Origin of the sequence: Colwellia sp. D2M02 (assembly GCF_018860755.1) — a bacterium.
Taxonomy (GTDB): domain Bacteria; phylum Pseudomonadota; class Gammaproteobacteria; order Enterobacterales; family Alteromonadaceae; genus Colwellia; species Colwellia asteriadis.
In genome coordinates this window covers 1-19,578 of sequence record NZ_JAHKPW010000082.1, presented here as the reverse complement: position 1 = coordinate 19,578, position 19,578 = coordinate 1, and the positions used below count along the sequence as shown (strand labels likewise).

The following is a 19,578-nucleotide window of genomic DNA, read 5'->3' as shown; positions in this document are numbered from 1 at the left end:
ATAATAAACTACATCCATGTAGCGTTACATAAAAAGGTGATAACGCAGTAAAAATGACCAACAAACGCTGTCCGAAGGATTCGACTAAAAGCGTTTTACTCTTTGTTGAACAGTATTTGCTTAGAATGACTAGGCAACACACTGTCTGCCGTGATTAAAACGCTTTTATCTCGAACAAAATTTAACCGCGAAAGGTCAACAGCGCCTAGTACTTATCTAACAATAAAAAGTTTTATCTTTCACTAAAAGGAAATGAACGGATGTCTTTAGTAATAAAAAAATGGTTTGCTGACGAAGAAGCAAATGAAAATGGTGATTATGTACACTTAGTGGGCCGTGAGTCTGGTTTACTTTCTTGGCTTTTATCTTTATTAAAAATAGACTCAACTAATGAAGTGGAGATCAAAGAGAATATCATAAAATTCACCTCATCATCATTAGCAGGACAAGAGAAACGTATTATCCCAATGCAGTCTATTACTTCTGCGTATTACGGTTATCAAAAGCCTTGGCAAATGGCGTTAGCACTAACGGTTATTTTAGCTCCGGTTTTCTTCATTGGCTTCATTGTTGGTCCATTATATTACTTTTTAAATAAAAGCCTTACCGTTGCAGTAGTAGAGTCATCAGGTTGGGTTGGATCGTTTTCGTTTAAGCGCTCAATCATTGAAGGACAAAATATTAACGAAGAAGAGGCTTATCGCGTCATCGAAATTATTCGTGAACGTATTGAAGCTAAAACGACTTAAATAGTAAGTAATTTGGCTTTACGTTATACCTCTTAATTAACGTAACTATAAACAACGGGGTTAACTGTTATCCCGTTGTTTATATTAATAACTTAAGCGAACTCTTATTATCTGAAAACTAGCTCGCCAAAATGCTCTGGGCGGTGATAATCTGGAGTATCTACAGCTATATCATTCCACACTGCATATTGTGGGTCTTTTCTACCACCGCAACGATAAAAATTACCAAACCATTGCTGATGATTAACCTTATCTCCCGTTAATTGCTCAATGGCAGCAAATGGCAGTGCTATTTCAACGCTCCATTGCTGATCACTGCTTTGTTCAAATTTTACCGGGCTTTGAATACTGGTTTTACGTTGTAATAAACCAGCAGATGCTAAGCTGATAAACTGTCGGTTATCACGTCCTGCACCATAGGCTAAGTGTAATGTACCACAGCAGTTAACTTCTAAATTTACATAACTGCTGCCTAGTTCGCCGCTTGGGCTAAAGAAAAACTCAACACAAGAGTCTTCACAAATTAGCATATGATTGAGTTCAGTTTGTTGAGCAAAACTGTAATTGTCTTGGGCAATAATTTGTATAAATAAGGTGTCGCTATTAGCGGCTAATTTTACTGAGGTACTTTGCTTGTTACCCGACTCGTACCAAGGGTAAGTATCAATGGTTAAACTATCGATAGCTTGCCAGTTAATATGTGATGTTGTGATTTTTTTTATGGCGTATTGTTTCATAATTACTTCCGTATTCTCTTCGTACTACTTCATTCGTGTGAATAAGGTTATTTTTTCAATATAGCGATAACTTCAATTGCCTGTAAAGAGCTCATCTGCCATTGAATATCTAAATCATATAATGTCATGCCATAGCACTTATCATCAAGCTTATTACGTTTGTACGCGGGTCTTGGGTCTTGTGCCAGCACTTGTTCAATTAATAATGTTAGCTGAGGATATTGCACGCTGATTTCTGCTAAGGTTTTTTTCGCCTGAGCATTAAAGGTGACGGTTAAAGGCGCAATAGGTTGATGTTGAGCAAAACCAGCTTCAGCATCTGTCAGTGCATCAGAGTAGGGGATGTAAGGCTTGATATCAACAATAGGGGTGCCATCAAGTAAATCTAACCCTGATATGTGTAATTCAACATTACCATCACTTAACTGTATTACCCGCTCTAGTTTAACCACCGACATACCAATAGGATTAGGTCTAAATGTTGAACGAGTGGCTAATACACCGAGTTTTTTATTACCGCCCAAACGGGGTGGGCGCACCAGCGGCTTCCAACCTTGTGTTTGCGTACCATGAAAAATAAAAATTAACCATAAGTGACTAAATTGCTCAATACCACGTAATAATTCTTCGTTATTCGCTGCGCCAATAAAAACCACTTTTCCTTGGGCGCAATTCACTAAATTTGGTTGTCTTGGAATAGCAAATTTTTCTTTATAGGGAGAAACAACCGTTGCAATGGGGGTTAAGGTAATTGCAGCTAAGGGGTCAATAACGTTAGTCTCAGAGCTGACCTCATTAAGGTCGCTCGATTTATTATGATTGGGCATATGGTTGGGCGTATTATTGGACATCGGTAACTTGGTAAGCTTTGGCATAGCAAACTATTTGCGCTACACATTGTTTCGACTCAATATTTACGCAGCTAGTAAAAACAATCGCATTGGCCTGTAATTTATAAGCCGCTTGTCTTGCTTGTGTACGGGCATTCAGCTCATCTGGTGGCGCTAAGTGTGATTTGGCTTGGCAGTCTTCACCTTCAACAATACCGAGATAGTTTTTTGCTCCGCTAAAGGCTTTTTCATTTTCGTATATTTTAACGTGGCTGGCGCTAAAGTATTCTTCAACGTTGTCGCCTTTAACATTGCTATTAAATGCATAGTTACCACTACAGCCGATAAGTAACGTGGTTATTGATAGGGCAACGAATAAAGGGATGTTAATGATGCTTTTCATTAGGCATTATCCTATTGAATGACTATTAATAAGGTGTTGCTATAAAAGTTATTATAAGACAACGATTTAAACTGATCTAATAAAAAAGGCATAGCCAACGCTATACCTTTTTTGATTTTATATTAAATGCTATTCGGTATTAACTAACACGCATACCCGCTTTAGCGCCGTCTTCTGGGTTTAAAATCCAAATATCTTTATCACCAGGGCCTGCCGCTAAAACCATACCTTCAGACATGCCAAAACGCATTTTACGCGGTGCTAAATTAGCCACCATTACCGTATGCTTACCAATTAAATCTTCAGGTTGATACGCGTCTTTAATTCCTGAGAATACTTGACGAGTTTCAGTACCTTCTTCATTTAACGCTAAGGTTAATTGTAATAATTTATCTGATTTTTCAACGTGTTGTGCATCAACTATTTTTACAATACGTAAATCGATTTTGGCAAAATCATCAAATTGAATTTCTGCTGAAATAGGATCAGCGCCTAAGGGATCAGCTAGGGCAGCGGAATTATCAACAACCTTAGCCGGTTTTGATTTTTTCTTGGCCTTCTTCTCTTCTTTAGCGTTATCAGCACCACCCATACTATCTTTTGAAGCATCTGTCATGGCGTTAATCTTATCCATGTCAACACGTTGTAGTAGGGCTTTAAATTTATTAATTTTATGTGATGTTAGTAAATTTTTATGACCATCCCAAACCAGTTCGTCATTTAAAAATTCAGCAGTGCTTTCAGCTAATACGGGTAATACTGGTTTTAAATAAATTACTAAAGTACGGAACATATTAATACCAAGCGAACAAATATCTTGTACTTCTTGCTGCTTAGTTTCATCTTTAACTAACTGCCATGGCTCTTTAACCGCAATATATTCGTTAACTTTATCAGCTAATGCCATGATTTCACGCATGGCACGGCCAAAGTCACGTGACTCATAATGTGAGGCAATGCTATCACCGGCAGCCATTACTTCATCAGCAAGTGCTTGATCATCAATATTAGCGGATAACATGCCATCAAAGCGTTTAGTGATAAAACTCGCACAGCGTGAAGCAATATTCACTACTTTCCCAACTAAATCTGAATTTACACGTTGAGCGAAATCTTCTAAATTTAAGTCTAAATCGTCAATGCGATTCGTTAATTTTGCTGCGTAGTAATAGCGTAAATACTCTGGATTTAGGTGGTCTAAATAAGTACGACCTTTAATAAATGTCCCTTTTGACTTAGACATTTTAGCGCCATTAACTGTAACAAAACCATGGGCATAAACCGAAGTAGGTTTACGATAACCTGCACCTTCTAACATCGCTGGCCAGAATAAACTGTGGAAATAAATAATGTCTTTACCGATAAAATGGTAAAGCTCAGCGTCTGAGTTTTCATTCCAGAAGCTATCGAAGTCTATTGATGAGTCTTTATCACATAAGTTTTTAAAGCTGCCCATATAGCCGATAGGAGCATCTAACCATACGTAAAAGAATTTACCTGGTGCATTAGGAATTTCAAAACCAAAATAAGGCGCGTCACGGCTAATGTCCCACTGTTTTAACCCCTGTTCAAACCATTCTGATAATTTGTTTGCCATTTCTTCTTGCAAAGCACCGCTGCGGGTCCAATCTTTGAGCATTTGCTCAAACGCAGGCAAGTCAAAAAAGTAATGTTCAGAGTCTTTTAAAACAGGAGTTGCACCCGAAACAACAGAGCGAGGGTTAATAACCTCTGTTGGTGAATATGTTGCACCACAGTTATCACAGCTGTCGCCGTTTTCATCTTCACTTTTACACTTAGGGCAAGTACCTTTAACAAAGCGATCTGGTAAAAACATGCCTTTTTCTGGGTCATATAGCTGCGAAATAGTGCGGGTTTTTATATGGCCGTTAGCATGTAAACGATTATAAATTTCTTCAGCAAAAGCTTTATTTTCATCACTGTGAGTTGAGTGATAGTTATCAAAGCTAATATGAAAATCAGCAAAGTCAGCCATGTGCTCATCACGCACAGCGTTTATCATTTCTTCTGGCGTAATACCTAACTCTTGTGCTTTAAGCATAATTGGTGTGCCGTGGGCATCATCAGCACAAACAAAATAAGTTTCATGACCACGCATTCGCTGAAAACGTACCCAAATATCGGTTTGGATGTGCTCTAACAAGTGCCCTAAATGGATTGAACCATTGGCATAAGGTAAGGCACAAGTGACTAAAATTTTACGCTTTGATGGCGCAGCGGCAGATAAAGTTTGCTCAGACATGAAAAAGATACGTTTTTTGATGGTAATAATGGGGGCAATAGTACAGAATTTAACGATTATTCTCAAGATGCTTATGTCGTTCTAAGCAAGTATTCATAGGTCAGTACCATTATGTTTGGCAACTTTTTTTCGAAAGGGCAATCAAAACCCTCAAATGAGCCGTTATCTTCAGCACAAGTTACACAGTTAATTGATGATACCTTAGCGAATTACGTCTCTGAAAACTTCCCTAACGGTGTTTTAAATGTCTGTATTAAGTATCAGCTTGAACAAGATAAAAACATTACTATTCAGTTGATTATGCCATTTCCATGTCAAGGTGAGTTAGACGAACTCGCCGCAAGCCTGTCAAAAGCACTCGGGCAAGAAGTATCAATTGTTGTTACATTACAAGTTAAGCCCGTACGCCACTTTGCTTTAGGTAGTGATACAGGTGAAAAAGCTGATGGTGCTGTAAAGCAAGGTAATATTGCTAATATTATTGCAATAGCCTCGGGCAAGGGCGGTGTGGGTAAGTCAACCACCACAGTCAATTTAGCTTATGCCTTAATGGCTGAAGGGGCAAAGGTTGGCATTTTAGACGCTGATATTTACGGGCCGTCAATTCCTACCATGCTTGGTTTAACACATGAAAAACCAGGTTCTACAGACGGTAAATTAATGACGCCTTTACTTGCTCATGGTTTATCAGCGATGTCGATTGGCTTTTTAGTTGACCCTAATGACGCTACTGTTTGGCGAGGTCCTATGGCGAGCAGTGCCTTTAACCAATTGTTGAATGAAACAGCATGGCCAACATTAGATTATCTATTAATTGATATGCCACCAGGTACCGGGGATATTCAGCTAACTTTAGCGCAAAAAGTACCAGTAGCTGCTGCTGTTATTGTAACAACACCACAAGATATTGCCTTAGTTGATGCCACTAAAGGTATTGCTATGTTTAATAAAGTACAAGTGCCAGTATTAGGTATTGTTGAAAATATGAGTTACCACATTTGCGAAAACTGTGGTCACCAAAGTCATATTTTTGGTGAGGCAGGTGGTAAAGATATGGCGCAAAGTAACCAAACAACATTACTAGGACAGTTGCCGTTAGATATTGCTATTCGACAAGATGCCGATTTTGGGCAATCTGACATTATTGAAAATAGCACTGGTGAAATAGCTAGTCATTATCGTAAAATAGCGCGTAATATAGCAGGGCAGTTATTTTTGCAATGCGACAATGCCAGTCCGCTAACCCCAATAGTTGAGCAACAGCAGTAAACAAGCGCGCTAAACCCTAATGATAAACAAGAGTAAAAATAAATTATGAGATTATGTGATAAAGATATAGAGCGTTACCTTGATGATGGCAAAATTGCTATTGAGCCAAAACCTAATAGCTCGATGATCTCTGGGGTTAGTGTTGATATTCGCTTAGGTAATGAATTTCGTGTCTTTCGCGATCATACCGCGCCTTACGTTGATTTAAGCGCCCCGAAAGCAGAAGTACAAAAAGCCATGAACTCAATTATGAGTGATGAAATATTTATTGAAGATGGCGAAGCTTTCTTTTTACACCCTGGCGAATTAGCACTGGCAGTAACTTATGAATCAGTGACTTTACCTGATGATATTGTTGGTTGGTTAGATGGTCGCTCTTCATTAGCACGGTTAGGCTTAATGGTACATGTAACTGCACATCGGATTGATCCCGGTTGGTCTGGACAAATTGTGTTAGAGTTTTATAATAGCGGTAAGCTCCCTTTAGCGTTGCGCCCTAAAATGAAAATAGCAGCGTTGAACTTTGAAACTATGTCAGCAAGTGCTGCGCGTCCTTATAATACACGTGAAGATGCTAAGTACAGAGATCAAAAAGGTGCGGTTGCCAGCCGAATTAGTCAAGACGATACTAAATAAGCCACTTTATTATAAAAGTGAAAGCATAACTTTATGTTATGAAAAACACAGTAGTATTTGATGCTACTGTGTTTTTTTATGGTTATTACTTTATGGTTATCATCTCATTTATACGATGCTGTTTTATCACTTATAAACAGTATTTATTGACACAGTTTTCAAGGGCATTAATTAATTTTTCACTGTCATGGTGATGTGGCACTTTATTATGAGTTAAATCTTGGCAAATAATATTCACGCGACTAGAGTTTACATTTTCATCCTGACAAATAACGCTATCAACTGGCATACAGCCAATATTATCTTCTATCCACTGTAACCGTTCGTCTAAAGTTAAACGTGCTGCTGGGCTTTGCTCTGCCACAATATTATCAATAAATACACAATGACCTTTGCGCTCTTTTATCGCGTTACTAATGTCTCGCACTAATAAAGGTGGCACTATGCTGGTTAAAAAGCTTCCGGGACCTAAAATAATTAAATCGGCTTCTCTAATGGCTTTTATGCATGGTGTAATAGACTTTACTAAGGGAGCAAGCATTAAGTTTTTTGGCATTATCGGCATTTCATCAACCGACATTTCACCTAAACGACATCGTCCCTCAGGATAAAAAGCCATTAAGTCAGTAGGGGTTTCTGACATTGGCAATACCTGAGTTTTTACACGTAAAATGCGGCGTACTAGCTTAATTGAATCTAACGGGCTTGATTGTACTTGCCCGAGCCCATAAAGAATTAGGTTACCTAAATTATGACCGCTGAGTTCATCACTGCCATCAAAGCGAAAATTAAATAACTGACTGCCAATAGAGGTATCATCAACAAGTTGTGTTAAACAGTTACGTAAATCTCCCCAAGCAATAGAGCTGCTCCGTTTTCTTAATCGACCAGTAGAGCCGCCATTGTCGGTGGTCGTTACAATGCCTGTTAACTGATTACCCATAAAAGAGAGAGAAGATAAAACACGACCTAAGCCGTGGCCGCCGCCAATAGCGACTATGTTGAGTTTGGTAAGTTGCATAATAATGGGTTTCTTTTATTTAACGAGAATAGCTAATATGCTATTAGCTAACGTTCACCTAATGTATTGATGACCACTTAAGCTGTGAGATAGACGCGAGAATTAACAAACACACTATAGTGTTTGAAACATACATCTTAAGTAGCTAACAGGTAAAACACTATTAAACCATACCGCTAAAAGCACAAAAGATAAAGCAACAACAGGTAACAGAGTATAAAAGTATTATAAACGATGCTGTTAACAAAGTAGGGCAGTGCAATCAATTACGGTAAATAGTCGATTAACAGATAATAAATAATCAAAATGATGGTTATGTAATCACTCAGGCCATTTCTTTGAAAAAATACCGATTTTTTTTAAATATGTGTTGACAGTTTCATGGTCGCTGCTTAGAATGCGCCTCGTTTTCAGCAAGTGTTAGGTCCACTGGTTGAGAGCAATTTAGTTGATAGCTATTAGGCCAGTTATCAGTTATACCATAGGGGCTATAGCTCAGCTGGGAGAGCGCTTCGCTGGCAGCGAAGAGGTCTGCGGTTCGATCCCGCATAGCTCCACCATTAATTTTTCGTTAAACTTTTTGTTAGATAAGTTAATGGTGAAAAGAATAAAGAACTATATGATGTATGTCATATAGATTTCAAAACATGTTAGACGCTGTTTTGAACGATAGAAATTTGTGTCCCTATCGTCTAGAGGCCTAGGACACCGCCCTTTCACGGCGGTAACAGGGGTTCGAATCCCCTTAGGGATGCCACTTCTTGAAAGAGAGCTAAGTTAACTTAAACTTATAAAACATTAAGTATTATTGCTACGGCAGTTTTAGTGTCCCTATCGTCTAGAGGCCTAGGACACCGCCCTTTCACGGCGGTAACAGGGGTTCGAATCCCCTTAGGGATGCCACTTTCCATCCTCTTCGGAGACAGAAAGTAATAAGTTTACTTAACCTTATAAAAAATTAAGTATTATTGCTTCGGCAGTTTTAGTGTCCCTATCGTCTAGAGGCCTAGGACACCGCCCTTTCACGGCGGTAACAGGGGTTCGAATCCCCTTAGGGATGCCACTTTCCATCCTCTTCGGAGACAGAAAGTAATAAGTTTACTTAACCTTATAAAACATTAAGTATTATTGCTACAGCAGTTTTAGTGTCCCTATCGTCTAGAGGCCTAGGACACCGCCCTTTCACGGCGGTAACAGGGGTTCGAATCCCCTTAGGGATGCCACTTTATTTATGATTTTTTCATGGCTAAGGTGATATTAAAAAGTGAAATGAAGTAAAAAATAGTTTTCTTATACTATTAGGTGTTAAAGCTTAAAAATAAGAGTTTAGAGTTTTAATTATCCTTAGTTTTAATCTATTATTGATTTGTACTAGGTTAGTTAATTCACCAGAGTGATCTGGTAGATAGTTTGAAATGATAATATAACATCATATCTGTGTCCCTATCGTCTAGAGGCCTAGGACACCGCCCTTTCACGGCGGTAACAGGGGTTCGAATCCCCTTAGGGATGCCACTTTCTTTTATAGTGAGTGAACTAGCAAAGAAAAACCTCGTAATAAGTTATTATTACGAGGTTTTTTTTGATCTTTTTTTAGTGATATTGTAATTTAACCTAAATTTGCCGCTGTTTTATAAGCACTACGACTGTGCATTTTACTTAAGTAAGCAAGCGTGTTGGTTCTATCCACTAATAATCCCATTTTTGCTGCGATGTCGAGCATAATTGTCATCATAATATCAGCAGCGGTAAATTCATTACCTGCAAAATATGCTCTGTTTGCTAATGTTGCCTCAATATAAGAGAAGTCTAGCGCGATCTCCTTCGCTATATAAGCGTCCATGGGCTGTAAGCCATCTCTATTTTCCATGTTCATTAATACAGAGCTAATAACGGGTAGGGCAAGTGAGCCTTCTGCAAAATGTAACCACTCTAAATAATGGCAGTATTCGAGACTTTTTGTACTTGGACGCAGTCTATTTTGAGGGTCGCTATTTAATATATATTCAACAATTGCACCAGACTCACCAAGAGTGATATCACCATCAACAATAATGGGGGCTTTTGCTAACGGGTGTATTTTATGTAAACTTTTTGGTGCTAGTTGTGTCGTGGTATCACGCTGATGTGCAACAACGTTGTAAGGGATTTTTAACTCTTCTAATAGCCATAGTACTCGGCTAGAGCGAGAGGCATTTAAATGGTGAACGGTTATCATAGTTTTTCTTCTTTTGATTTATTGTTTGGGGGTTAACAGTTATTAACCTAACTTTTAAACGATACCAACCCTATTAACCTACTTTGTTTAATAGGGTTGGAATAATATACGCTACGTTAAGCTATCTGGACCAACGCGTACAACCAGCTTGCCAAAGTTTTTGCCTTCTAGTAGTCCGATAAATGCTGTTACGGTATTTTCAATACCATCAACTAAATGCTCTTTATAGTGTATTTTTCCCGCCATAAGCCAGGCCACCATAGCTTCGCTAAACTCATTATAACGATGACCATAATCATCAAACACAATAAAGCCTTGCATTTTTATACGTTTAACTAGTAAAGCGCCCATTAATGAAAACATACGATCTGGACCTTGAGGTAACTCTGTTGCGTTATATTGAGAAATAAGACCACATAAGGGAATGCGTGCGCTACTGTTTAGTATAGGTAGCACCGCATCAAAAATTTTACCGCCAACATTCTCAAAGTAAACATCAATCCCATCAACACAAACTTGGGTAAGTTGCTTAGCAAGATCATCTGAATAATGATCGAGACAGGCATCAAAGCCCAGTGTATCAACTGCGTACTGGCATTTTTCACTGCCGCCAGCAATACCAATAACTTTACAGCCTTTTATTTTAGCGATTTGTCCTACTAAGCTACCAACAGCGCCTGTTGCCGCAGCAACAACGACTGTTTCACCTGCTTTGGGCTGACCAATATCAAGTAACCCCATATAGGCGGTTAAACCAGGCATTCCTAAAATCCCTAAGGCATAAGAAGGATTAGGGATATTACGGTCGAGCTTTAGGAGGTTTTCACCATCAGAAATACTGTAATCTTGCCAGCCGCCAAAGGCGACGACCCAGTCACCTACTTGGTATTTGCTGTGGTTTGAGACCTCAACACGACAAACACTGCCGCCAACCATTACTTCGTTAATTTCAACCGGATCAGCGTACGACTTTGCATCACTCATACGACCTCTCATATAAGGGTCGAGCGAAAGGTATACTGTTCGTAATAAAACTTCACCTTCTTTAGGCTGAGGCCTGTCTGTTTCTATGGTGTTGAAGTTATCTGCCGTTGGCGCACCAAATGGGCGAGAAGCTAATACTATTTGTCTGTTTTTATGCGCTTGTTGAATTTGTGTCATGTAAACTCCTATTCAGTCTTTTTATGATAATGAGCTAATATGGAATAATATTTTTGTTAAAGTGCAAGGGTTAGAATTTCACGACTTACCTCTAAGGTAATGTCTTGGTGCTCTCCTAATTCAACCATGCCATGCTGTGCTAACTTTTCTATAATTCCATCAATTTTTTCTTCTGTTATATCGACATCAGACAAACGTGTTGGCACATTCATACGGGTGAAAAAATCTTCAGTTAACGCTATCGCTTTATCAATTTTAGCTTCGTCATTATCATCGATTAAATGCCAAACACGCTCAGCAAATTGCACTAGTTTTTCGTGTTTTTCATGGCGTTTTACCTTCATTACCGCAGGTAAAATAATAGATAGTGTTCTTGCGTGATCTATACCAAAGCCACCGGTAAGTTCATGACCTATCATGTGTGTTGACCAATCTTGTGGTACGCCAGCGCCAATTAAGCCATTTAACGCCATGGTTGCCGACCACATAATATTAGCGCGAATATCTAAATGCTCTTTTGTGTCTGGATTTAATGCCTTAGGACCTTCCTCGATGAGAGTTTGTAATAAGCCCTCAGCAAAGCGGTCTTGAACTTTACCATTAACATTGTAGGTTAAGTATTGCTCCATTACATGAACGAAAGCATCGACAACTCCATTACTAATTTGACGATCAGAGAGCGACAAGGTGACTTTAGGATCTAATATGGCAAATTGAGGTTTTACCAACGAGCTACTAAACGGTAATTTATTACCATCACGGGTAACAACAGAGTTGCCATTACTCTCAGAGCCTGTTGCAGGTAAGGTTAATATCGCGCCAATAGGCAATGCACTTTTAACCGGGATTTGTTTAGCTAAAATATCCCAAGGATCATCTCCTTCGTACAATGCGGCTGCGGCAATAAACTTAGTGCCATCAACAACTGAGCCACCGCCAACCGCAAGTAAATAATCAATATCGTTTTTTTGAATAAGCTCTTGCGCTTTCATTAATGTTTGATAACTAGGGTTGGGCTCAATCCCCGAAAACTCAAACCAAGTATGATCGGTTAAGGTATTCACGACTTGCTCATAAACGCCATTGCTTTTAATTGAGCCGCCACCATAAACAACGAGTACTTTGGCATCGGCTGGAATTTCATTGGCAACAAGATGGATTTGGTCTTCACCAAAATGAATTTTTGTTGGATTGTGAAAGCTAAAATTTAACATAGGTAAATATCCCTGATAAAAGTAAAATTACGTGTTTAATTGGTTAATTAAGACGTTAATTGATTTAGTAGTTTGTTAGCGACTAAGCTAGAGCTTGCAGGATTTTGTCCGGTAATAAAGAGTGCATCTTGCACGGCAAAAGCATGCCAATCGTCAATTTTTTGATAATCGCTACCGCGTTTAACTAATTCATCTTCGAGTAAAAAAGGGACAATGTCTGTTAATTGTACAGCCGCTTCTTCGCTGTTAGTAAACCCTGAAATCGCTTTGTCTTTGATAGCATATTCGCCAGCACTGTCTTTAACATTTAGCAATGCTGCGGTTGCATGACACACAGTTGCAACAGGCTTATTTGCAGCTAAAAACTGTTCAATTAATTGAATAGAGTCATTGTTATCAGTTAAATCCCATAAAGGCCCGTGACCGCCAGGATAAAATACCGCATCAAAATCATCAGCACTTATTTGAGATAATACTTGCGTATTAGCGATAAGCTGTTGCGCCTCAGTATCTTTAAAATACTTAACTGTAGCAGGTGTTTGAAAGTCTGCCATTTCACTTTTAGGGTCAATTGGCGGTTGCCCACCTAGAGGCGAAGCAAGTGTTATTTGTATACCCGCTGCTTTAAATGTGTAGTAGGGTGCCGCAAATTCCTCTACCCAAAAGCCTGTTTTTTCACCGGTATTACCTAGTTCAGCATGTGATGTTAATACCATCAATATTTTCTTTGTATTCATAATGACCTCTGTGGCTTTAATAAAGTGAGTGATATTTTTCAGTAAGGACAGTCTACGGTGATAATTAATATTGAACAATGCAGGTTCAATGAGTTTCTTTGTATCAATTAATGATACAATAAGGTTTTAACATGTTGCTGATCTTGAGGAGTGTCATTGTGGATATATCGTTTGAACAGCTTAAAAGTATGGTTGTTTTTGCACAAGTCATTGAACAAGGGACGTTAAGTGGCGCCGCTAAAAGACTTAGCTTGTCACGCGCTGTTGTGAGTTACCATATAAAGAAGCTTGAAGCTCAGCTAGAAATTAAGTTATTGAATCGTTCAACCAGAACGATTTCATTAACCGAAGCAGGCAGTGAGTATTATCAACATTGCCGGGTTATTGCAGAGCAAGCTTTTGCGGCTAATCAGCAAATTGAAAACTTAAAAAGTGAACCTGTAGGTTTATTAAAAATTACATGTCCTGTTAATGTAGGGCTACAAACGATTGTGCCAGCATTGAATGAGTTTAGAGCGCTTTACCCCAAAATAGAACTCGACGTGATGTTAACCGATGAAGTGGTTAACATTATGAAAGAGGGGATAGATTTAGCGATTCGTGGTGCACCTTTAGTGGACTCAGGATTACAAGCGACTAAGCTCTCTACTTTGAGTACTTGTTTGTGCGGAGCGCCAAGCTATTTTGAGAAATTTGGCTTGCCTAAACATCCTACCGACTTACATAAGCATCAGTGGGTAATATACAAGCTCACTTCAGGAGCACTTGAGCTTACCAAAGGTACTCGCTCTTTTAGTATTGAAATGAAAGGGACTATTACGACTAATAATGCTGCAGCAAGAACGGCGTTTGTTGAAGGTGGACATGGTCTCGCAAGAATCCCTCTTTATGATGCCACTCCAAAAATACAACAAGGCTCTTTGATAAGAGTACTGGCTGAGTACACCATGAAAGATATTAATATCTATGGTGTTTTCCCACCAGGAAGTGCAGACTCTAAAAAATTGCGCTTACTGATTGATTATTTGAAAAACTACTTTAATAAACCACCATTGTTATAGGGCGTTACTATCTTGCTAAACCTTTGTCTAAGCAATACACTAGCGACTATTCATTTTATTTCAATTCAGCTTAGATTATGTCCTCAGATCGCTTTGGCACCAGCGCCAACTATAAACAAAAAGAACAAGGTTATCGTGACCGTGCATTAAAACTTTACCCTTGGGTATGTGGTCGTTGTGCTCGAGAGTTTGTTTATTCAAACATTAAAGAGTTAACGGTGCATCATATTGATCATGATCATACCAATAACCCTAACGACGGCTCTAACTGGGAGTTACTCTGTATTTATTGTCATGATAATGAACACGCTAAATATACTGACCATGCCAGCTATCAAACGGAAGTTAAAGCTGGAGATAGTAACCAAGAGAGTGCGACTTACAATCCGTTTGCCGATTTAAAGTCTATGTTGAAAAAATAGCGCTTTAGTTATAGTAGCTTAGTACTTTTATCTAGTACTTTTGCTCATTACCCCAAACTGTCTTCTGGTGTAAGGTAGTTCGCATACTCTTTAATGCCAAAAAAACGAATAGATTTTTTCTGTTTCAGCTTTTTGGCAATTAATTTTTCACCGCAGTAAATTTTAACCACTTGCTTATCACCATTAGTATCGCTGTCATAAGTATGCTCTTGGTTAAGTCGTAAGTTATCAAACTCAGTTTTCATAATAAGCTGCATTAATTACCTCCGATGACGGTTAGAGTAGTTTGTCTGGAAAAATAAAAGTTATAAATTATTAATCTCTTTCTGTACTTGATAGCCTTCATCAGTCACAATTTTTTCTAATGTTTCTACGCGCTCAGTTAACTTTTTAATTTGTAAATTAAGTGCAGTATTTTGTTCGTCAGCACATTCATTCGCTGATGAAGTGTGTGCGAGGGTTTTAGCTTTGTAGTCTAAATACTTTTTATACATTTCATAGAGCATGCCAAAGACAATAGACACTATAACAATAATCATTACCCCGTTACTCATAAACGACTCCCGTGTGTGTTAGTTTTTTGAGTTCTATTCCTATAATAGAAAAAGTTAAGCATAAATAAAATGATAATAAAGGGCAGGCTAGATAATACTACCGTATGCCAGCCTGCGTTAAATAATACCCAACCTGCCATTAATGAAGCGAGCGCTTGAAAGGCAAATAAAATAAAGTCGTTACTTGCTTGTACTTTATGACGCTCAGCGCTGCTATAGCTTTGTGGTAACAAAGAGGTGCCACTAAGAAAGAGAAAATTCCAACCAACCCCTAATAACAATAAAGCCCACCAGTAATGCATTACTTGCTCTCCCGATAAAGCGATAATAGCTACAATGGTATAAATTATTGTGCCAATAAGCATCAATCCTTTCACTGCAATGCGTTTGACTAACCAAGGGGTAATTAAAGAGGGCAAATACATTGCAGCAATATGGCTTTGAATAACCCATTTGGTGTCATGTAAGCTATGCCCTTGCATGTGGTGCATGCTTAAAGGCGTTGCGGTCATTAAATAACTCATTAAAGCGAAGCCAATTGTTGCACTGCCAATAGCAATGATAAAAATAGGTTGGCGTATTATTTGCGTTAACGGGCGTACTTGACCGATTACTTTGTCTTCTTTGATGTCGGTATTAGTAAAACCGAGCATGATAATGATGGCGAATAGAATAAGTAAGGCGAGCAATAAAAAAGATCCAGCGTAACCATAAGGGGAGGTTAACCAATCTTTACCAACCAACGCTGCTTCAGGCCCTAAAAAGGCGGCGAACACCCCACTTAGCATTAAAATGGCTAATATTTTTGGCGTATCATCGTCACCGGTGCTGCTTTCAATCGCGGCAAAACGAAATTGTTGGGTAAAAGCACTACCAAAGCCAAATAATAAACTCGCTAGAGCAAATAACTCAAACACGGCAATTTTTGCAGAAACTAAGGCTATTAATGCCGCAACCATAGAGCAACTTAACCCTGTTAATGCTGCAAATTTTCGACCTTTAAACTTTGCTAGCATGGCTGCTGGCACTGAGCCTGCGGCAACACCTAAAATCATTAAGGTGATTGGTAGTGTTGCCAGTGAAGGGTCACTGGCCAATTGACTTGATAATATGCCGCCAATAAACACAATCACTGGTCCTGATGAGGCTACCAATGGCTGAGCAATGAATAATAACCAAATATTACGGGGCAGGGTGTATATTCGCGATAAAATGAAAGCAGTTAATAATAATAGCGATAAGGTGATAAAAATATTAATCAGCATTTAGTTATCCATAAGTTGCCCATAAATTACCCATAAGTTACCTCTACACATAGTAAAGGTGAAAGTGCTCTAGTGTTTAAGGTGATCGCTTAACCAGACTCCATCGCTAAAATGGTTTTAATATCGAGTATACCGTCATAACGCAGCATGGATTTTTCTTGTTTTACCCTCGCTAATACCGCCATTCTGTCTGACAATTCGTTTCCTTCTATATTGGCATGGCCTTTTACATGAGCAATAGTAATGTTGTTTTTAATGGTTTGATAGCGAGCAAAGCATTGCTGAATAAGCGCAAGGTTTTTAATTTCTTCACCTTTGCCACGGGTCCAGCCTTTTGCTTGCCAGCCTTTTGCCCACTTAGTTATGCAATCTATCGAATATTTTGAGTCAGACAATATTTTGATGCTTTTTTCAGGGTGCTTTTTGATAAAATGTTCAGCTAATTGAAACGAAGATAATAAGCCATTTAATTCTGCGGTGTTGTTGGTGCCATTGGCCTCGTATAAGCCGTAATATAAAGAGGTGAGTTTTTTACTTTCATAAACAGCAAGCCCAGTGCCTGATTTACCAGGGTTAGGTGAGCATGCACCGTCGCAATATATTTCAATATCAGCATCTTGAGTGACCAATTTAGCTGCTGAGGTGACTTTTTTACTGGCACTTTTTTTAGTTGAGCTATTAATTGGATTTGTTGATGATGAAGTTGATTTTTTACTTAATGAGCGCGCCATTAAGGCTTTGGTGTAAGTTGATGCAAATGCTTGCTCAGCGGCAGCTTTTGACTCAAAGCCCATAAATTGTGCATCGGGACGAGCTGCTGTGTGGCTTTGTACTTCAGGCCATGAGGTAAATATACCTGTTTTTGCGCCTTTCCATATAACGTAGAATTTTTTGCTCATGAAGATAATAGCTCTGTTTGGAAGAAGAGAAGAGCGGTTATTATCATCAATAACGGCTGTTATAGCCAGTTAAAAAAAACCAATAAAGTGTTACTTTATTGGTTTTTATATAAATAAGGCCCTCAGTTTACAGAGGCTAACCTATGGGTGTTAATTTAAGTGCGTTAATTTAAGTTATTTGCCTTTATCATATGAGTTTCATTAGCACTTAAACACTTTAGTTGTTTAAAAGTAGTGATTAGAAAAAACCTAAAGGGTTAACACTATAACTCACCAATAGGTTTTTAGTTTGTTGGTATTGCTCTAATGCCATTTTATGAGTTTCACGACCAATGCCTGACTTTTTATAACCACCAAAAGCAGCATGAGCAGGGTACATATGATAGCAGTTAGTCCATACTCGGCCTGCTTGTATTTTTCTGCCCATACGGTAAGCGCGATTCATATCTCGAGACCATACGCCCGCACCTAAACCAAATTCTGAACTATTCGCTAGCGCTAATGCTTCAGCTTCATCTTTAAAAGTAGAAAGTGATATGACGGGCCCAAAAATTTCTTCTTGGAAAACGCGCATATCGTTAGTGCCTTTTAATAATGTTGGTTGAATATAAAAGCCATCGCTAAGGTCATCACTTAACGCTTCGACGCCACCCCCCATTAACACTTCTGCACCCTCAGCTTTACCAATATCAATGTAACCTAAAATTTTATCAAATTGTTGTTTTGATGCTTGTGCGCCAACCATAGTGTTTGTATCTAATGGGTTGCCACGGGTAATTGCAGCTGTGCGTTCAATGACTTTTTCAATAAACTTATCGTAAATGTCTTCATGAACAAATAAACGTGAAGGACAAGTACAAACTTCCCCTTGATTAAAGTAGGCTAATACTGCCCCTTCAATACATTTACTTAAGTATTCGTCTTCGTGATCTAAAACATCTTCAAAAAAAATATTGGGAGATTTACCCCCTAACTCTACTGTAGAAGGAATAATATTTTCAGCAGCACATTTAAGTATTTTCTCACCAACAGGAGTTGAGCCGGTAAAGGCTATTTTTGCAATACGTTTGCTACTTGCCAGTGCTTGACCTGCTTCTGCGCCAAAACCATTAACAATATTGAGCACACCAGCGGGCAGTAAGTCTTCAATAAGCTCCATGAATACTAAAATAGAAGCGGGGGTTTGCTCAGCTGGTTTAAGTACTACGCAATTACCACCAGCTAGTGCCGGTGCTAATTTCCAAGCAGCCATTAAAATAGGGAAGTTCCATGGAATGATTTGGCCAACCACGCCTAAGGGCTCATGAAAATGGTATGAAACAGTATGTTCGTCAAGCTCCGCAAGTGAGCCTTCTTGAGCGCGTAAGCAACCAGCAAAATATCTAAAATGGTCAATTGCTAAAGGAATATCAGCGGCTAAGGTCTCTCTGATAGCCTTACCATTGTCCCATGTCTCGGCGACGGCTAATAACTCAAGGTTTTGCTCAAGGCGATCGGCGATTCTTAATAAGGTATTGGAGCGCTCGGTTACTGAAGTATTACCCCATAACTCTTTGGCTTGGTGAGCCGCATCAAGAGCTAAGGTAATGTCTTGTTCATCGGATTGTGGTATTTGACAGAAAACTTGACCATTAACCGGACTAATATTATCAAAGTATTTGCCACTTTGGGGTTCAACCCACTGCCCGCCAATAAAGTTTTGATAGCGAGGTTTAAAGGTAATAAGAGAGTTTTCACTACCAGGTATTGCATAAATCATAAAATATCCTTACTTGTAATAATTATTGAGGTTTCAACGATAAGTGTTGATTTACATGACTGGGGTTAGTTACTCTTTTTCGGTTATTTTCTTTGATAAAAAACGCGAAAGTTTAACCACCCTAATATTCTAGTTGTATTTTTAAGTCAGGTTATTTACCTTAGTGAATTAAGTCATCGTTAACTTTGTTGTAGGTACTGAAAACTTGCCTGTGAGTTCACATTTTATTTTAGGGGCTGTTGATCTTTCGAGATTGTTTTTGCCGCTTTTTGTTGGGTATTTATACAAGGCAGAGCCTTTGTCGTGTGGTTGTTCTACCTAAAAAGGCGATAACGAAGTAAAAAAGACCAACAAACGCTGTCCGAAGGAATGGGCAAAAA

At 38.8% G+C, this 19,578-nt stretch carries 19 protein-coding genes, 6 tRNA genes and 1 pseudogene; 11 read left to right on the top strand and 15 right to left on the bottom strand.

Features of this window, described 5'->3' with window-relative positions; translation table 11 throughout:
- Positions 1-260 precede the first annotated feature (260 nt).
- On the top strand, positions 261-749 hold the full coding sequence (locus KO495_RS15945) for a hypothetical protein (protein WP_215981404.1): 489 nt from the start codon (positions 261-263) through the stop codon (positions 747-749).
- A 107-nt stretch (positions 750-856) separates the two neighbouring features.
- Here KO495_RS15945 and KO495_RS15940 read toward each other — a convergent pair whose 3' ends face one another.
- From KO495_RS15940 to metG, 4 genes are all read right to left on the bottom strand, one after another.
- Positions 857-1,486 carry a carbohydrate-binding family 9-like protein gene (locus KO495_RS15940; protein ID WP_215981403.1) on the bottom strand — a complete coding sequence of 210 codons (630 nt, stop codon included), beginning with the start codon at positions 1,484-1,486 and terminating at the stop codon, positions 857-859.
- A gap of 47 nt (positions 1,487-1,533) precedes the next feature.
- Positions 1,534-2,361 (bottom strand): tRNA (N6-threonylcarbamoyladenosine(37)-N6)-methyltransferase TrmO, encoded by an 828-nt coding sequence (gene tsaA, locus KO495_RS15935; protein ID WP_252739016.1) that lies wholly within the window; start codon positions 2,359-2,361, stop codon positions 1,534-1,536.
- Positions 2,327-2,719, bottom strand: a complete 393-nt coding sequence (gene rcsF, locus KO495_RS15930; RefSeq protein ID WP_215981402.1) for an Rcs stress response system protein RcsF — start codon at positions 2,717-2,719, stop codon at positions 2,327-2,329. Before rcsF ends, tsaA begins: the two co-directional genes overlap by 35 nt.
- 139 nt (positions 2,720-2,858) lie before the next feature.
- Entirely contained in the window at positions 2,859-4,982 is a 2,124-nt protein-coding gene (gene metG / locus KO495_RS15925) for a methionine--tRNA ligase (RefSeq protein WP_215981401.1), read from the bottom strand.
- A 111-nt stretch (positions 4,983-5,093) separates the two neighbouring features.
- On the opposite strand from metG, the gene apbC reads away from it, so the two are divergent.
- Both apbC and dcd read left to right on the top strand, forming a co-directional pair.
- Positions 5,094-6,251, top strand: coding sequence for an iron-sulfur cluster carrier protein ApbC (gene apbC, locus KO495_RS15920; protein ID WP_215981400.1), 1,158 nt, complete (start codon positions 5,094-5,096; stop codon positions 6,249-6,251).
- A gap of 45 nt (positions 6,252-6,296) precedes the next feature.
- Positions 6,297-6,887 carry a dCTP deaminase gene (dcd, locus tag KO495_RS15915; RefSeq protein WP_215981399.1) on the top strand — a complete coding sequence of 197 codons (591 nt, stop codon included), beginning with the start codon at positions 6,297-6,299 and terminating at the stop codon, positions 6,885-6,887.
- A gap of 130 nt (positions 6,888-7,017) precedes the next feature.
- On the opposite strand, the gene yvcK is transcribed toward dcd, so the two are convergent.
- A complete protein-coding gene (gene yvcK / locus KO495_RS15910) occupies positions 7,018-7,908 on the bottom strand; it encodes a uridine diphosphate-N-acetylglucosamine-binding protein YvcK (RefSeq protein WP_215981398.1) in 891 nt (296 codons plus the stop codon).
- Positions 7,909-8,392: 484 nt separating this feature from the next.
- Here yvcK and KO495_RS15905 point away from each other — a divergent pair.
- The 6 genes from KO495_RS15905 (at position 8,393) to KO495_RS15880 (ending at position 9,423) form a co-directional block, all read left to right on the top strand.
- A tRNA-Ala gene (locus KO495_RS15905) sits at positions 8,393-8,468 on the top strand.
- 121 nt (positions 8,469-8,589) lie between these two features.
- Positions 8,590-8,665, top strand: a tRNA-Glu gene (locus KO495_RS15900).
- A gap of 70 nt (positions 8,666-8,735) precedes the next feature.
- Positions 8,736-8,811, top strand: a tRNA-Glu gene (locus KO495_RS15895).
- A gap of 84 nt (positions 8,812-8,895) precedes the next feature.
- Positions 8,896-8,971 (top strand) — tRNA-Glu (locus KO495_RS15890).
- Between the two features lie 84 nt (positions 8,972-9,055).
- Positions 9,056-9,131: transfer RNA gene (locus KO495_RS15885), tRNA-Glu, on the top strand.
- Positions 9,132-9,347: 216 nt separating this feature from the next.
- A tRNA-Glu gene (locus tag KO495_RS15880) sits at positions 9,348-9,423 on the top strand.
- A 94-nt stretch (positions 9,424-9,517) separates the two neighbouring features.
- Here KO495_RS15880 and KO495_RS15875 read toward each other — a convergent pair.
- The 4 genes from KO495_RS15875 to KO495_RS15860 all read right to left on the bottom strand — a co-directional run bounded on the left by KO495_RS15875 (position 9,518) and on the right by KO495_RS15860 (position 13,238).
- Positions 9,518-10,126, bottom strand: a complete 609-nt coding sequence (locus KO495_RS15875; protein ID WP_215981397.1) for a glutathione S-transferase family protein — start codon at positions 10,124-10,126, stop codon at positions 9,518-9,520.
- Positions 10,127-10,237: 111 nt separating this feature from the next.
- Positions 10,238-11,287 carry an NADP-dependent oxidoreductase gene (locus KO495_RS15870; RefSeq protein ID WP_215981396.1) on the bottom strand — a complete coding sequence of 350 codons (1,050 nt, stop codon included), beginning with the start codon at positions 11,285-11,287 and terminating at the stop codon, positions 10,238-10,240.
- 56 nt (positions 11,288-11,343) lie between these two features.
- On the bottom strand, positions 11,344-12,501 hold the full coding sequence (locus tag KO495_RS15865; protein ID WP_215981395.1) for an iron-containing alcohol dehydrogenase: 1,158 nt from the start codon (positions 12,499-12,501) through the stop codon (positions 11,344-11,346).
- A gap of 47 nt (positions 12,502-12,548) precedes the next feature.
- Positions 12,549-13,238, bottom strand: a complete 690-nt coding sequence (locus KO495_RS15860) for a type 1 glutamine amidotransferase domain-containing protein (RefSeq protein WP_215981394.1) — start codon at positions 13,236-13,238, stop codon at positions 12,549-12,551.
- A gap of 158 nt (positions 13,239-13,396) precedes the next feature.
- Here KO495_RS15860 and KO495_RS15855 point away from each other — a divergent pair, with 158 nt between their 5' ends.
- Positions 13,397-14,299, top strand: coding sequence for a LysR family transcriptional regulator (locus KO495_RS15855; RefSeq protein WP_215981393.1), 903 nt, complete (start codon positions 13,397-13,399; stop codon positions 14,297-14,299).
- Between the two features lie 77 nt (positions 14,300-14,376).
- Positions 14,377-14,721, top strand: a complete 345-nt coding sequence (locus KO495_RS15850; protein WP_215981392.1) for a YajD family HNH nuclease — start codon at positions 14,377-14,379, stop codon at positions 14,719-14,721.
- 47 nt (positions 14,722-14,768) lie between these two features.
- On the opposite strand, the gene KO495_RS15845 is transcribed toward KO495_RS15850, so the two are convergent.
- The 6 genes and pseudogenes from KO495_RS15845 to KO495_RS17615 form a co-directional block, all read right to left on the bottom strand.
- Entirely contained in the window at positions 14,769-14,978 is a 210-nt protein-coding gene (locus tag KO495_RS15845) for a hypothetical protein (RefSeq protein WP_215981391.1), read from the bottom strand.
- A gap of 48 nt (positions 14,979-15,026) precedes the next feature.
- The gene (locus KO495_RS15840) at positions 15,027-15,275 is read right to left on the bottom strand and encodes a hypothetical protein (RefSeq protein WP_215981390.1); all 249 of its coding nucleotides are present in this window, start codon (positions 15,273-15,275) and stop codon (positions 15,027-15,029) included.
- A complete protein-coding gene (locus KO495_RS15835; RefSeq protein WP_215981389.1) occupies positions 15,272-16,540 on the bottom strand; it encodes an MFS transporter in 1,269 nt (422 codons plus the stop codon). The genes KO495_RS15840 and KO495_RS15835 overlap by 4 nt, the downstream gene beginning before the upstream one ends.
- Positions 16,541-16,629: 89 nt before the next feature.
- Positions 16,630-17,439, bottom strand: coding sequence for a ribonuclease H family protein (locus KO495_RS15830; protein WP_215981388.1), 810 nt, complete (start codon positions 17,437-17,439; stop codon positions 16,630-16,632).
- A 238-nt stretch (positions 17,440-17,677) separates the two neighbouring features.
- Positions 17,678-19,198 carry an aldehyde dehydrogenase family protein gene (locus KO495_RS15825; protein WP_215981387.1) on the bottom strand — a complete coding sequence of 507 codons (1,521 nt, stop codon included), beginning with the start codon at positions 19,196-19,198 and terminating at the stop codon, positions 17,678-17,680.
- 168 nt (positions 19,199-19,366) lie between these two features.
- A pseudogene (locus KO495_RS17615) lies at positions 19,367-19,578 on the bottom strand (hypothetical protein); the annotation flags it as partial.